The organism is Flavobacterium sp. TMP13 (assembly GCF_050847115.1).
Taxonomy (GTDB): Bacteria; Bacteroidota; Bacteroidia; order Flavobacteriales; family Flavobacteriaceae; genus Flavobacterium.
Genome location: NZ_CP193656.1, coordinates 1472608 through 1487376 on the forward strand (window position 1 = coordinate 1472608; position 14769 = coordinate 1487376).

At 35.2% G+C, this 14769-nt stretch carries 14 protein-coding genes and 1 tRNA gene; 10 read left to right on the top strand and 5 right to left on the bottom strand.

Going from position 1 to position 14769, the window contains the following annotated elements:
• Positions 1-18: 18 nt before the first annotated feature.
• A complete protein-coding gene (locus ACRASX_RS06420) occupies positions 19-1065 on the top strand; it encodes an HlyD family secretion protein (protein WP_432222808.1) in 1047 nt (348 codons plus the stop codon).
• A 1-nt stretch (position 1066) separates the two neighbouring features.
• Positions 1067-2650 (top strand): MFS transporter, encoded by a 1584-nt coding sequence (locus ACRASX_RS06425; protein WP_432222809.1) that lies wholly within the window; start codon positions 1067-1069, stop codon positions 2648-2650.
• Here ACRASX_RS06425 and ACRASX_RS06430 read toward each other — a convergent pair.
• Together ACRASX_RS06430 and ACRASX_RS06435 are read right to left on the bottom strand one after the other, a co-directional pair.
• Positions 2603-2893: a DUF6814 family protein gene (locus tag ACRASX_RS06430; RefSeq protein WP_432222810.1), complete on the bottom strand. Its 291-nt coding sequence runs from the start codon at positions 2891-2893 to the stop codon at positions 2603-2605. The two genes, ACRASX_RS06425 and ACRASX_RS06430, sit on opposite strands and share 48 nt — an antisense overlap.
• 46 nt (positions 2894-2939) lie before the next feature.
• On the bottom strand, positions 2940-3197 hold the full coding sequence (locus ACRASX_RS06435) for a hypothetical protein (RefSeq protein ID WP_432222811.1): 258 nt from the start codon (positions 3195-3197) through the stop codon (positions 2940-2942).
• 69 nt (positions 3198-3266) lie between these two features.
• Here ACRASX_RS06435 and ACRASX_RS06440 point away from each other — a divergent pair, with 69 nt between their 5' ends.
• Positions 3267-3416: a hypothetical protein gene (locus ACRASX_RS06440; protein ID WP_432222812.1), complete on the top strand. Its 150-nt coding sequence runs from the start codon at positions 3267-3269 to the stop codon at positions 3414-3416.
• 159 nt (positions 3417-3575) lie between these two features.
• Here the strand turns inward: ACRASX_RS06440 and ACRASX_RS06445 are convergent.
• A tRNA-Phe gene (locus ACRASX_RS06445) sits at positions 3576-3648 on the bottom strand.
• 99 nt (positions 3649-3747) lie between these two features.
• Between ACRASX_RS06445 and ACRASX_RS06450 the strand changes: the two genes are divergently transcribed.
• From ACRASX_RS06450 to ACRASX_RS06475, 6 genes are all read left to right on the top strand, one after another.
• Positions 3748-4482 (top strand): type III pantothenate kinase, encoded by a 735-nt coding sequence (locus tag ACRASX_RS06450; protein WP_432222813.1) that lies wholly within the window; start codon positions 3748-3750, stop codon positions 4480-4482.
• Complete coding sequence (locus ACRASX_RS06455) at positions 4475-5719, top strand: hypothetical protein (protein ID WP_066312853.1); 1245 nt, start codon at positions 4475-4477, stop codon at positions 5717-5719. The genes ACRASX_RS06450 and ACRASX_RS06455 overlap by 8 nt, the downstream gene beginning before the upstream one ends.
• Positions 5720-5764: 45 nt before the next feature.
• The gene (gene lptC / locus ACRASX_RS06460) at positions 5765-6322 is read left to right on the top strand and encodes an LPS export ABC transporter periplasmic protein LptC (RefSeq protein ID WP_432222814.1); all 558 of its coding nucleotides are present in this window, start codon (positions 5765-5767) and stop codon (positions 6320-6322) included.
• Positions 6323-6326: 4 nt separating this feature from the next.
• Positions 6327-6521: a hypothetical protein gene (locus ACRASX_RS06465; RefSeq protein ID WP_432222815.1), complete on the top strand. Its 195-nt coding sequence runs from the start codon at positions 6327-6329 to the stop codon at positions 6519-6521.
• A 4-nt stretch (positions 6522-6525) separates the two neighbouring features.
• A complete protein-coding gene (locus ACRASX_RS06470; protein WP_066312859.1) occupies positions 6526-7785 on the top strand; it encodes a hemolysin family protein in 1260 nt (419 codons plus the stop codon).
• Positions 7786-7893: 108 nt separating this feature from the next.
• Complete coding sequence (locus tag ACRASX_RS06475; protein WP_432222816.1) at positions 7894-9990, top strand: peptidylprolyl isomerase; 2097 nt, start codon at positions 7894-7896, stop codon at positions 9988-9990.
• Between the two features lie 79 nt (positions 9991-10069).
• Here the strand turns inward: ACRASX_RS06475 and ACRASX_RS06480 are convergent, their stop codons facing one another.
• Together ACRASX_RS06480 and ACRASX_RS06485 are read right to left on the bottom strand one after the other, a co-directional pair.
• Positions 10070-10987: a GYDIA family GHMP kinase gene (locus ACRASX_RS06480; protein ID WP_432222817.1), complete on the bottom strand. Its 918-nt coding sequence runs from the start codon at positions 10985-10987 to the stop codon at positions 10070-10072.
• 85 nt (positions 10988-11072) lie between these two features.
• Entirely contained in the window at positions 11073-12398 is a 1326-nt protein-coding gene (locus tag ACRASX_RS06485; protein ID WP_432222818.1) for a hydroxymethylglutaryl-CoA reductase, degradative, read from the bottom strand.
• Positions 12399-12600: 202 nt separating this feature from the next.
• Here ACRASX_RS06485 and ACRASX_RS06490 point away from each other — a divergent pair, with 202 nt between their 5' ends.
• Positions 12601-14769: a S9 family peptidase gene (locus ACRASX_RS06490; protein ID WP_432222819.1), complete on the top strand. Its 2169-nt coding sequence runs from the start codon at positions 12601-12603 to the stop codon at positions 14767-14769.

Consider the following 14769-nt stretch of genomic DNA (forward strand, 5'->3'; position numbering starts at 1 on the left):
AAACACGAGATACATCCAATGACAAATAAAAGTAATAAAACAAATCATATTTTTCACGTTTTTGTAAAATTAATCGCGCTACTGCTCATAGCAAGCGGAATTATTTTGGGGATTTGGTTTTATATTTTTAATGCCAATCACGAAGAAACGAACGACGCCCAAATTGAGCAATATGTAACCCCAATTATGTCCAGAATTACGGGTTATGTACAAGAAGTTCGTTACGAAGAAAATCAATTTATACATCAGGGAGATACGTTGTTAGTGATCGACAATCGCGAATATAAAGCTAAGTTAGAGGTGGCTTTGGCCGATGTAAATTTAGCGAAACAAAATACGATCGTAGCCCAAAAAAATGTGGCGACCACAGCGAGTAGTACTGCCATTGGTGAGTCACAGTTAAAAGCGGCTCAAACTAATCTTTTTAAAACGAAGTTGGAGTTTCAGCGTTATACAGCTTTGTTGGCTGAAGATGCGGCAACCGAGCAACAAGTAGAAAAAGTAAATGCCGATTATGAAGCAGCTCAAGCACACTATCAAGAGATGAAAGACCGAATTCGATTGGCTAATTTGAGCACATCGCAAGCAGCTGCGAATGTGCCTTCCGTACAAACATTAATTCAGGCAAAGCAAGCGGTCGCAGATCATGCCGCACTCTTTTTCTCGTATACAATAATAACAGCTCCGTATGACGGTTGGGTTGGTAGAAGAACGATTCAACGCGGACAGTTAATTAAAGAAGGGCAAACTGTAGTGTCTATAGTAAGCAAAGAGAAATGGATTACAGCTAATTTTAAAGAAACGCAATTGCAATATTTGAAGATAGGACAAGAAGTAAATGTGGAAGTCGACGCAATGAGTGGAGTTAGTTATATCGGAACCATCAGTAGTATTTCACCTGCTAGTGGTGCACGTTTTTCGCTACTTCCGCCAGATAATGCGACAGGTAATTTTGTAAAAATTGAACAGCGAATTCCAGTAAAAATTAAACTTAAAGAAATGAATAAGCAGTCCGATTTTTTGAGAGCAGGCATGAACGTAAAAGTCATCGCAGAACATCTTTAGTATGAATAATCAAAGTGTTTTTAAATCATGGGTTCCCAATTGGGCGATTATTGTAATTTTATTTGTTTGCTTGCTGCAATCGATGATTTTATTAGGAGTATATACGTCGAACGTGGCGTATGCAGCCAGTTTTTTAGACATAGAGCCCGAAGATTTGCAATTTGCAATGTCTGTAACTTACGGTACGCTGTTAGCCACGATTTTGATAGAAAACAGATTCTCTAGTTTCTTTCCTGCAAAAAATTACTTGATGGCGATTTATTCGCTGATTGCGATCACGATTATTTCATCTTCTTACACTCATAATTTTGCTTTATTTCTTTTATTACGAATGATCGAAGGGATGTTAATGGCGTTACCCGCAATTACCATTCGACAGTTATTAATCGAGCGTTTTCATAGCAAAAATGCTATTGTAATTGGCTTTTCATTTTACTACGGTTCTTTGTTATTGTCTACGCCTTTTATAATGAATATTGGGGTTTGGTTTCTGGATAATTACGATTGGAAATATATGTTGTATGTTTCGGGTATGTTGCAAGTTCTGAATGTTTTTTTAATTCTGATAACATTTAGAGGGCATCGAATTACAAAGAAAATTCCATTGTATCAAATCGATTGGGTCAGTTATGTTTTAGTATTGACTGCTATTTTATCTGGCGCGTATTTTTTTGTATATGCCGAAAAGCTGTACTGGTTCGACTCGTCACAATTGGTTTTTAGTTTGATACTTTCGCTCCTCACTGCAGGTTTATTTGTTTTTAAAGAACTGTCGGTGAAAAGACCAAGTTTTAATTTTGAAGTTTTTAGGTACGCCAATTTGCGAATTGGTTTTTTACTTTTTTTTCTGTTTTATATCTGTAGAGCAACACTCAGTTTGTGTCATACGGCAATGTTTTCGATCTGGAACTGGGATCCGTCAAGAGTAGCAGCGGTACAATATCTCAACGGATTTGGAAACGTGATCGGACTTGTTTTGGCAGCACTTTTTTTAATAAAGTCCGTGCCAACAAAATATATTTTTATAATGGGATTTTCGCTTTTAGCACTTTTTCATTTTTGGTTTAGTTTTCTTTTTGTGCCAGATGTTGCTTTGTCAGATATTGTACTCCCTTATGTAATTCAAGGTGTTGGCGTCGGGTTATTGTTTGTGCCTTTGGTGTTTTTTACCACATCAACTGTTCCTCAAAAGTTAATTCCTTCTTCGGGAATTGCTGCTGTTTCCGCTCGTTTTTGGGGAAGCACCATCGGATTTTGTATTATGCAAAATGCAGTAGTTTTTTTGCAGAAGAAGCATTTTTTAAAATTCAGTCAATTTGTAACTTCAAGTAGCATTGAAACTCAAGAAGCATTAGCAAAATCGGCTCAAGGTTTTATCGCTAAAGGATTTTCTGATGATGATGCTGATACGCTAGCTTTAAAAAAAATTTTGAACGCCGTGCACAAACAGTCAATTTTACTGAGTGATATGGAGATTTATACAGCAGTCGGTTATGGCTTAGTGCTTTTAATTGTTTTTATTTTCTTCAATCAACATTTAAAACAAAGCTTTAACTTCTTTAAAAAGAAACTCTGGATTGGTTAAAATAGAGTCATTCTGTCCTTTATAGATTTTCACTATCCTAATCTCTTTAATGGCGAAGTAACCAAAAACACCTAATCCGGATACTATAAGTGGCGTAAGAATAAATAATATAATGATTCCGAAAACCAAATCTTCTTGCTTATGAGAGAAGAATTTTGGCAAACCAAATTCGAATACACAAAAATAAGAGGCAGCAGCTAATACCGACCAAAGAATTCCTAATATTCTTTTGACTTTAGTCATGTTTACTATTTTTAAAAGTGGTTAATCGTTGGTCTTTTTAGTATTATCAATATAAATCATTCCGATGACAAAACAAATAGAAGCAATTGTGATTGAATACCAAAGCCCATTGGTCTGAAGCATTTATTGTAATTTCGGTACGACCGTCTCCTTTGCTTTTTTGACTAGCAGTTTCTGTAATTCTTTTGTGTACGGCAACTGTTTGATCAGTATAAATAATAGTAGTAGTAGCGGCGTAGCTTTGTTTGTTATCTATATTATTTGCTGAGGTAGCAAGAGTACATAATTCTGTTTTATTGACCAAGTTTGTGGTTTCGTACTGTTTTGTTAAATAGGACGATATAGTAAGACGGCCAAGAGCATCCCGCTCATCATGAGGTACTTTCTTCCAATTTTATCGCTTACCCAACCAAATAGCACGAAAAAAGGAGTGCCGAGTAACAACGCAATTCCTAGTAATTCACCAAATGGTCGTACAACAAATCCGGCAGCAAAAGTGGTCAAAGTAGATAAAAAGCAGTAAAAGTAGGGAAAGAGCGCTCGTATTTTCCAATTCACTTTTTTCGTGTCTAATTGTTTGCTGAAAAGCATAGTTGTAGAGCGGAAAATTTTAGTAGAAGAGAATGTATGTTTTTTACAAACTGTATAAAAACAAAAAACCCACTCGTTTGAGTGGGTTTTGTGGTACCTCCAGGGTTCGAACCAGGGACACATGGATTTTCAGTCCATTGCTCTACCAACTGAGCTAAGGTACCGTGCTTGTTGCGGGTGCAAATATAGGATGTTTTTTAGTTTATCCAAAACAATTTTTAAAAAAAATCTATTTGTACCTTTGTCAAAGCAAATATTTAAATATGATTTTAGCAATTGATGTGGGTAATACCCGAATTAAAGCAGCTGTTTTTGAGGATACTAGTCTTTTAGAAGTTTTTGTTTTTGACGCGATTGAGCTCGAAAAAAAAATTGAAAATATTTTAAAAAAATTTCGAAAGACTACCGTTTTGATGGTTGCTTCGGTTGGGAAAATAGAAAAACACGCTTTTTTGGCTTTCGAAAAACAACTCACCGTTCATTTTATCACACATAAGGATATTTTTCCCTTTCAAAACAAATACGAAACACCTACCACATTAGGAATTGATCGAATGGTATTGGCTGCTGGAGCTACTTTATTATATCCAAAGCAAAATAGATTAGTGATCGATGCAGGTACTTGCGTGACCTACGATTTTATAGATGCGGAAGATAATTATCTAGGCGGCGCCATTGCGCCAGGTTTGCGACTGCGTTATGAAGCGCTACACAATTACACGGCAAGATTACCATTGTTGCACCTTGAAGAACCACAAAGTTTTATAGGAAATTCAACCAATCAATCGATTCATTCCGGAATAGTGAACGGATTCATCTATGAGATAGATGGTTTTGTAGCCGAATATGCCACTTCTTTTTTAAATTTTATAATAATTTTAACGGGTGGAGATTCAGATTTTTTGGCTAAACGATTAAAAAATACCATATTTGCCAATTCAAATTTCCTTTTAGAAAGTTTGAATCAATTATATCTATACAAAATCAACAATGATTAAAAAAATTCTTATAGGCACTTTTTTGCTCGTGTCTCTTGTTTCTTTTGCTCAAGAAGGAACTTCTTCCCCTTATTCTTATTTTGGTATTGGTGATATTCGGTTCAAAGGATCATTAGAAACACGCTCGATGGCTGGAGTAGGAGTAGAAATGGATAGTATTCACTTAAATATTCAGAATCCAGCGAGCTATTCTGCTTTAAAGTTAACCACTTTTGGGGTGGGAGCCTCTTATTCAAGTACGACACTAAAAACAGATAAAGAAAGCGTGGGCACAAATCGATCTACTTTCGATTATTTAGCTGTTGGTGTTCCAATGGGTAAATTCGGAATGGCGTTTGGTTTGATTCCATATTCTTCAGTGGGATACCGCATCGAATCGATATCGAACGATCCAACAATCGCAAGTAAAAGAAACGATGGTTCTGGAGGATTAAGTAAAGTATTTTTAGGCCTTGGTTATATGATAAAACCGGGATTCTCTATAGGAGCTGATATTCAATATGGTTTTGGTAAAATAGAGTCGACTAGTTTAGAATTTATTCCGACTGTTCCAGTTGGAACGCGACAAAAAAATCGATCGGAATTATCTGGAGTTAATTTTAATGTGGGCGCCATGTACGAAACAAAAATTAACACCAAATTAAATTTGTACGGAAGCGCTAGTTACGGATTCGCTGCAAATCTTAATTCTGACAATATGCGTCAAATTTCAACTTTTGACTCTAATAACTTTATATTAGATAGTTTGCCTACAATGCGCTCGAAAGTCGGACTTAAAATTCCGGGAAAAATAAGTCTTGGTGCAGGTATTGGTGAAAAAAGAAAATGGTTAATAGGTACGCAACTTACTTTTCAAGGAGCTTCAGATTTTGATGACAACTTGGGAACTGCGCCGTCTACAGATGTGATTTATAAAAGCTATGCTAAATATGCCGTTGGAGGATATTATATTCCAAACTACAATTCATTTTCAAGCTATTTTGAAAGGATTGTTTACCGTGGAGGATTTAGATATGAGAAATCTGGATTAATTATTAATTCGGAAGATATTAACGATATCGCTCTTACCGTTGGAGCTGGATTTCCTATTACTGGAGTGTTCTCTAACGTTAATTTAGGATTAGAAGTAGGTAAAAAAGGAACTACTAACTCTGGATTGATACAAGAAAATTATTTTAATGTAAGTATCGGTTTTTCACTTAACGACAAGTGGTTTAGAAAGAGTAAGTTTGATTAATTCATTTTCTAAATTGGCGTGAATTTAAATGTGTTACATTTACAAATGATTCAACTAAAAAATATCAGAATACCTACACTTGTCACAGCTCTTGCTGTGACACTGTTTTTTGGTTGCGAGAGTAATTTTAAAGATGTTCAGAAAATAAACTACAGTGAGTTTGTACCTGCAAGCGACGCAGATACAGTCGATGTAAAATATACTGATTCTGGTCGAATTACAGGCGTTCTTAAAAGCCCTAAAATGCTAGATTATGCTACCGTAGCTTTTCCGTTTACCGATTTTCCAAAAGGTATTGATGTTACTTTGTATGATAAAAAAGGAAAACGTACCTTTATTGTCGCTAATTATGCTGTTTCTTACAAACAAACCGGCATAATTGATTTGCAAGGAAACGTAAGAATTAGTTCTGAAGCAGGGCAAAAATTAGAAACCGAACAGCTGTTTTTTGATCAAAAAAACGAATGGTTTTACACCGAAAGAAAATTTAAATTGACTGATAATGCGAAAGGTGTTTCGTATGGTCAAGGAATAGATTTTAGTAAAGATTTTAAAATTATTAATTCGCAACGCGTTAGTGGCGAGTTAGAAACAAAAGAGTAATATTATGCGCTATTTAAAATATACAACGTATGTTTATTTGTTTTTTGGGGTTTTTTTCCTCTACGATGGTTTTCTAAAAGTATCGCATGAAGATACAACATACTGGCTTAGTTTTGCTATTGCAGTAGTAGCCATTTCGATGTTCTTCTTTAGAAAAAGATTTGCCAAGAAAATGGAAGATCGCAACAAAAAACCATAAATAAATGGAAATTAGTATTATCGTACTATGTTTGTTTTTTTCTGCTTTTTTCTCAGGAATGGAAATTGCTTTTATTTCTTCAAATAAAATCTATTTAGAAATTGAGAAAAAACAAGACAATTTCCTGTCCAAAATATTAACCAGACTTACAGCAAAACCATCCAAGTTTATTGCTGCGATGCTTATTGGTAATAACGTGGCGCTCGTTATTTACGGGTTTTTTATGGGGGATTTAATTTTAAAATGGATCGTTTCTTCCGGATATGAGTTTTCAGAATTTACAGCTTTACTAATTCAAACCGTAATATCTACGTTTGTCGTCTTGTTAACAGCCGAATTTTTTCCGAAAGTCTTTTTTCAGATTTATGCCAATAGTTTAATTAAGATTTTTGCTATTCCTGCTTACATTTTTTACCGTCTTTTTTACTATCTCTCCACATTTTTTATTTGGGTTTCTGATTTTTTTCTGAGAAAATTTTTCAAAACTGAAGGAGATCAAGTGCAGTTGTATTTTTCGAAAGTAGAATTAGGCAATTACATTACCGAACAAATGAGTTCTGTTGAAGACAACGAAGAGGTTGATTCTGAAATTCAAATTTTTCAAAATGCATTGGAGTTTTCAGGTGTAAAGGCAAGAGATATTATGACGCCTCGTACCGAGATTTCTGCGGTTGATATATCAGACTCTGTATCTGAACTTAGAGAAATCTTTGTAGAAACAGGCTATTCTAAAATATTGATCTGCAATGAAAGTTTAGATGATATTGTGGGCTACGTACACTCTTTTGACTTATTTAAAAAACCCAAGACGATTCAGTCTATCTTAATGTCGGCAGAATTTGTTCCTGAAACAATTTTTATAAAAGATGTACTTAATATATTGATTAAGAAACGTAAAAGTGTTGCTATCGTTTTAGATGAGTACGGTGGAACGTCGGGAATAATAACGGTAGAAGATATTGTCGAAGAGCTTTTTGGAGAAATTGAAGACGAACACGATTCTGACGAAGAATTAATCGAAAAAGAAATTAAAGAGGGCGAATATCTGTTTTCAGCTCGATTGGATGTGGAGTATTTAAACGAAACGTACAAACTAGATATTCCAGAAGAAGATTCATACGGTACTTTAGGAGGGTTTATTGTGGATCACACCAAAGAAATTCCACAAATAGGAGAAGAAATTACAATAGGAAATTATCACTTTATCATAGAAGAAGCCATAAATAAGCGTGTCGAATTGGTTCGAATGACAATAAAAGAGTGATTATTTTTAGAAAATAGAAAAATCTTTTAAAATAAAACAGTACTTGTATTATTATTAAGTAGATAATTGTATTTTCGCAAACTGAATATCAAATTAACAACAATAAAAATGGCAGTTTTAGAAAAAATTAGACAGCGTTCCGCTTTATTGATAGGGGTTATTGCAGTTGCATTATTTGCTTTTATCATTCAAGATCTTATTGGTAACGGAACATTAAGTCAAAGTTCAAAAGATGTAGGAAGTATCAATGATAAAGATATTTCATTTGAAGATTTTAGAGTAAAAGTAACGAATGTTGAAAAAAGTGGACAAGGAATTACGTCTACTGAAGCTGCAAACAGAGTTTGGGACCAAGAAGTTTCGGTTGCTTTATTAACTTCAGAATTTGATAAATTAGGTTTACAAGTTGGCGAAAAACACTTATTAGAAGTTTTAAAAGCAGATCAAAATATTGGTGGAAACCCGATGTTTTTAAATGCTGCTGGAATGTTTGATGTAAATAAATTCAAAGAATTCTTTAAAAGCAATCCAGAGCAAGCGCAGTTTTTAAAAGATAGAGAAGCAGATGCTGAACTGAATGCAAAGTTCCAAATGTACAATACATTGGTAAAAGCAGGATTATACACTACAGTTGCTGAAGGTAAAATGCAATATGAAATGGAAGCTGGAAAAGCTAACTTTTCTTATGTTGCTGGTTTGTTTTCGTCTATAAAAGATAGTGATGTCAAAATTAGCGATGCTGATATTACTTCATACATGAAAACAAACGAGAAAAAATTTAAAGCAGATGAATCTCGTGAAGTAGAATATGTAGCAATTGAAGATAAACCTTCGACAGAAGATGTGTCAGATATTAAAACAAAATTAAATTCTTTATTGAGCGGAAGTGTTGTTTACAACCAAGCTACTGGTAAAAATGATACTTTAGCTGGTTTTAGAACTACAAAAAACATGTCTGAATTTGTGAACTCTAATTCAGATGTTCCTTACGATTCAACTTACATTGCTAAAAACAGTTTGCCAGCTGTAGATGCAGATAAATTATTCAATTTAGCTCCAGGAGAAATTTACGGACCTTATGTTTTTGGAAACTACATGTGTATTTCTAAATCATTAGGTAAAAAAAGTGGTGTGAATGTAAAAGCAAGTCATATTTTGATTAGCTATGAAGGAACTCAAGTTCCAAACCAAAAAGAAAAAAGAAGTAAAGAGGAAGCAAAAGCAAAAGCAGAAGAAGTTCTAGCTCAAGTAAAAGCAAATCCAGACAGTTTTTTAATGTTAGCATTTACTGCATCTGATGATTCTTCGGCACAACAAGGTGGTGATTTAGGTTATTTCGGACCAAACCAAATGGTAAAGCCATTTAATGATTTTGTATTTAATAATTCGATTGGAAGCATTGGTTTAGTAGAAACGCCTTTTGGTTTTCATATCATTAAAGTAACAGACAAACAAGACGGAATTCGCTTGGCAACTGTTGCTCAAAAAGTACAAGCTTCTGAAAGCACGTCGGACAGAATATTTACACAAGCAACTAAATTTGAAATGGCTGCTGCTGACAAAGATTTTAACGCGACTGCAAAAGAAATGAAATTGACTGTTGCTGCTCCAGTAACTTTAAAACCAATGGACGAGCGTTTTGGACCTATTGGAAATCAAAGAACGTTAGTGAGATGGGCTTTTGATAAAGAAACAAGCACTGGTGATGTGAAACGTTTCGAAGTAGCAAACGTAGGTCACGTTATTGCTAAATTGAAAAAAGTAAATAAAGAAGGTTTAATGCCTGTAGATCAAGCACGACCTTTTGTAGAGCCAATTTTAATTAAAGAGAAAAAAGCAGAAATGCTTAAAGCTAAGATGAAAGGAACTTCTATGGACGCAGTTGCTAAAGCGGCTGGGACTACAGTCTTACAAGCTACAGATGTTACTTTGGCAAATCCAATGTTGACTGGTGTAGGTTTTGAGCCTAAAGTAGTGGGAACTGCTTTTGCTTTGGCAGCAAACAAAATGTCTGCTCCAATTGAAGGTACAACAGGAGTTTATGTAGTGCAAACAAAAAGTGTTCTTAAAGCACCTGCTTTAAAAGACCACGCTTCGTACGTAGCTTCTTTAAATTCGCAAAATGCTTCACAAGCGGGTAGAGTTCTTCCTGCATTGAAAGACAATGCGAAGATAAAAGATAACAGAAGTCAGTTTAATTACTAAGATTCTCTGAAATTATAAAAGGTAAAAAAAGCCGAAACATATATTTGTTTCGGCTTTTTTTATTGAATAAATTTTTTGGTTATAAAAGTATCATTTCGTCGTAGGCCAAAATGGTATCGTAACCTTTGTCTGTAAAATATTGTTTTGGATTTTCTTTTGAGATAGCCATGACAAAATCGCCGCCCCATGCGCCTAGGCTTTTAATTACCCCATCAAAATCAGAGAAAAAATGTTCTTTGACTGTGTGCAGTTCTAAAACATTACTCATAAAAATCTCGTGCTGCTGCAGGGTCTTAGCGAAATCTTTTGCGGTCTCGGCAGTTAAGGTTTTTTCGGTGAGGTTGTTTATGGTCGCTATATTATGTGCTAAATTGTTGCTTTTGTGGTTGTAGTAAGCGTTGATGGCAGCTTTGCTACTTTGCTTTTTATTGAGGTAGATAAAGTGAATGTTAGCTGTAAAATAAGGTTCAAAACTGACGGTTGTAACTTTTGGTTCTCCATCGATTAATTGATAAGTTATGGGCTCGTCGTTTTGCGCACAAGCAATATCGTATCCACTGCCTCCAAAGCTATTTTTAAGCAGCGTAAACGCGTCAATTTTGGCCCATTGCGCTATGTTGTTTAATAGAGTGGAAGATGTGCCTAATCCCCATTTTCTAGGAAACGTAAGATGGGTTTCGACTTGATAGCCTTTTGCTGTTTTTATAAAATTTGGATCAAGTAAATACGCTTCGTGCAAAATGTTGATCAGCGTACTTTCGATGGTTTCTATTTCTGGTTTTTTGTTTGCTATGATGGCGTCAAAGGAAAAATTATTTTCGAACCAGATTGAACCGTCAAAATCGTAGCTTTTCCATTGAATTTGTTGATTTTCTCCAGGTGAAATAACTAAATTTTGTCCGGTTTTGGTGGGCAATGCCAAAGCAATTGCACCGTCTAAAACTAAGTATTCACCTGTAATTAGGAGTTTTCCGTTACTGTAATAAGTTTGTTGCATGTCGGTTTTTTTAGCCCCGGTAGCAGCGGCATCCTTTTGTGGCGGTGTTCGCCACAAAAGATACAGCGGATGACGGGATTAGCTACTACAAAATAGTAGTTCGAATTTCTTGAATATAATTAACAACGGCGCTATGAGAAACCGTGTGTTTTTTGAAGTGTTTTTGGATCAGAGCGCGTTCGTCGTCGGTTGCTTCAAATTGATTAATGATATTATTTAGGTGCATTTTCATGTGGCCTTCTTGTATACCAGTGGTTGTTAAGGAGCGTAAAGCAGCAAAATTTTGTGCTAAACCAGCTACGGCAACCACTTGCATTAATTCTGCTGCAGATGGTTTTTCGAGCATTTCTAAACTAAATTTCACGAGCGGGTGCAAGGAAGTTAATCCGCCAACTGTACCTAAAGCCAATGGAATGTCTAGCCAAAAAGTAAAAATTTCGTTCTCGATTTTGGCATGTGATAAGCTAGAATATGATCCATTTCTGGCTGCGTAAGCATGTACGCCAGCTTCTACAGCTCGGAAATCATTTCCGGTAGCAAGTACGACCGCATCGACACCATTCATAATTCCTTTATTGTGCGTAACCGCTCTAAACGGTTCTATCTCGGCAATTTGAACGGCTTGAACAAATCGCTTTGCAAACTCGTGTGGATTTGTAATGTGTTTTTCTTCGAGTTCTGCAACGGGGCAAGAAACTTCGGCTCTAACGATACAATTAGGAACGTAATTAGACAAAATACTCATAATTACCTCGACTGTTTCGTCGTTTTCTTTAAACAGTTCGTATTGGTGCGCGTTTTCAGTAAGCGTCTTAGCAAATTGCTCCAAGCAAGAATTGATAAAATTTGCACCCATGCTGTCCTTGGTGTCAAAAGTAGCATGCAATTGATAATAATTCGGGAGCGCTTCGGTTTTGTCTTTAAGAACAATATCCAAAATTCCGCCACCGCGCTGTTGCATGTTTTTGGTTAAAGCCTGCGTATCCTCAAAGAATTTGGCTTTGGTTTGTGCAAAAAACAGATCTAAGTGCGACGCATCTCCACTATATAAAAAATGAACTTGTCCTATTTTTTCGGTGTTTAGAACCGTTGCTTTGAAACCGCCACGAGTTGCCCAAAATTTTGCCGACTTGGATGCTGCTGCCACAACTGAACTTTCTTCGATTGCCATCGGAATTGTTTTGTATTGCCCATTAATTAGGAAATTTGGAGCGATACCAAGCGGTAAATAGAAATTGGTAATGGTGTTTTCGATAAACTCGTCATGCAGTTTCTGAGTTTTCTCGTCAGAATTCCAGTATTTTTGAAGTAAACTTATGGCTTCGTTTGGAGAGGAAAAGTACTGATTGGCGATCCAATCTATTTTTTCTTGTTTGGATAATTTTGAAAATCCAGCAACAGCGTTGTTCATTATCAATTGATTAAATTCGTAGTGAGTTGCAAAGATAGAGTTTTACAACTTTTAATGCAGCGTTGTTTGTAATCTTATCCCTAAGTTCTTTTCGCTCCAATAATGTTTAGTTTATTTTTCCTTAACATTTAACACACAAAATATGCTATATGTGTTTTTTTTTCATTAAAATTGGGCTCTTTTTTAGATTTAAATCAAAAGTATGAATTTACACAAATTTACTGCAGTTCTTTTATTTATAAGTTGTTCGATTTTTGCACAGCAACAAATTACAGTTGAAAGTCTTTACAACGGTACTTTTCGCACCAAAGGAATGGACGCGTTGCAAGCCATGAAAAATACGAATCAATATACCGTATTGGATTTTGACAGGGCTAGTCGTAGTATGAAAATTGATTTGTACGATTATGCAACTTTAAAAAAAGTATCTACTTTAATTGATACCAAAGAACATTCGGATTTACCGATGATTGATAGTTATACTTTTGATACCAACGAAAAATCGATTTTATTAGCGTGCAAAACCACTCAAATTTTTCGTCATTCGTTCACGGCCGATTATTATTTGTTTGAAATTGCCTCTAAAAAACTAACTAAATTATTTGATTTCCAGGTTCAAGAGCCTACTTTTTCTCCAGATGGAACGAAGATAGCCTACGCCAAAGATAACAATTTGTTTTTATACGATATCGCTTCTAAAAATAGTAAGCAATTAACTACGGATGGTAAAAAGAATGCTGTAATTAATGGTATTACGGATTGGGTTTACGAAGAAGAATTTGCTTTTGTTCGCGCGTTTGATTGGAGTAAAGACAGTAAAAAATTAGCGTACATTCGTTTTGATGAAACGCAAGTTCCTGAATTTTCGATGTCAATTTTTGAGAAGGATTTATATCCAACCATTCAAACCTTCAAGTATCCAAAAGCAGGAGAGAAAAACTCTGAAGTCTCTTTGCATATCGTCGATGTTGCAGCAAATACCACTAAAAATGTTGATTTAGGAAAGTACAATGATTTTTATATCGCAAGAATACAGTGGACCAATGAGGCTAATGTGTTATCGGCCCAAGTTTTAAACCGCCACCAAAATAATTTAGATTTACTTTTTATCGATGGTATTTCGGCAGCAGCCAAAGTGGTTTTGAATGAAAGAGATAAAGCGTATGTTGATGTAACCGATAACTTGACATTTTTAAAAGACAATAGTTTTATTTGGACTAGCGAAAAAGACGGATTCAACCATATATATGTATATGACAAAAACGGGAAACTTAAAAATCAAGTAACCAAAGGAAACTGGGAAGTAACAGGCTACTATGGTTTTGACGAAAAATCGAAAACGGTATTTTACCAATCGACAGAAAATGGTTCGATTAATAGAAGTGTGTATAAAATTGGTTTAGATGGATCTAAAAAAGTAGGATTGTCTAACGAAATTGGAACAAATAATGCCACCTTCAGTCCGAATTTTGACTACTATATCAACACTTTTTCTACTGCTTCACAACCCACAATTTATACTTTAAATAATGCTAAAGCTGGTAAAGTGGTTCAAGTAATTGAAGACAATAAAGCGTTAGCTGAAAAATTGAAAGCGTATAATTTACCGCAAAAAGAGTTTTTTGTCTTAAAAACTGAAAAAGGACAGGAGTTAAATGCTTGGATTTTGAAACCAAAAGATTTTGATCCAAATAAAAAATATCCTGTTTTTATGCATCAGTATTCTGGTCCAGGATCACAACAGGTAGCAAATCAATGGATCGGTTCTAACGATTATTGGTTTGCGATGCTCACGCAACAAGGCTATATTGTGGCTTGTGTAGATGGTCGTGGTACTGGATTTAAAGGTGCTGAATTTAAAAAAGTGACGCAACTGCAATTAGGGAAATACGAAGTAGAGGATCAAATTGATGCAGCGAAAGTTTTGGGCAATTACAGTTATGTAGACAAAACTAGAATTGGAATTTTTGGTTGGAGTTATGGTGGTTTTATGGCATCAAACTGTATTTTTCAAGGAAACGAGGTGTTTAAAATGGCAATTGCTGTGGCACCCGTAACCAATTGGAGATTTTATGATAGCGTTTATACGGAGAGATACATGACCACACCGCAAGAAAATGCAACAGGATATGATCAAAATTCGCCAATTAACCACGTAGATAAACTAAAAGGTAAATTTTTACTTATTCATGGTTCTGCCGATGATAACGTGCATGTGCAAAATACAATGCAAATGATGGAAGCATTAATTCAAGCTAATAAACAGTTTGAGTCGCAAATTTATCCAGACAACGATCATGGTATTTACGGTGGGAAAACGCGAGTGCAGCTTTACACGAAAATGACTAACTTTATAAAAGATAATTTATAA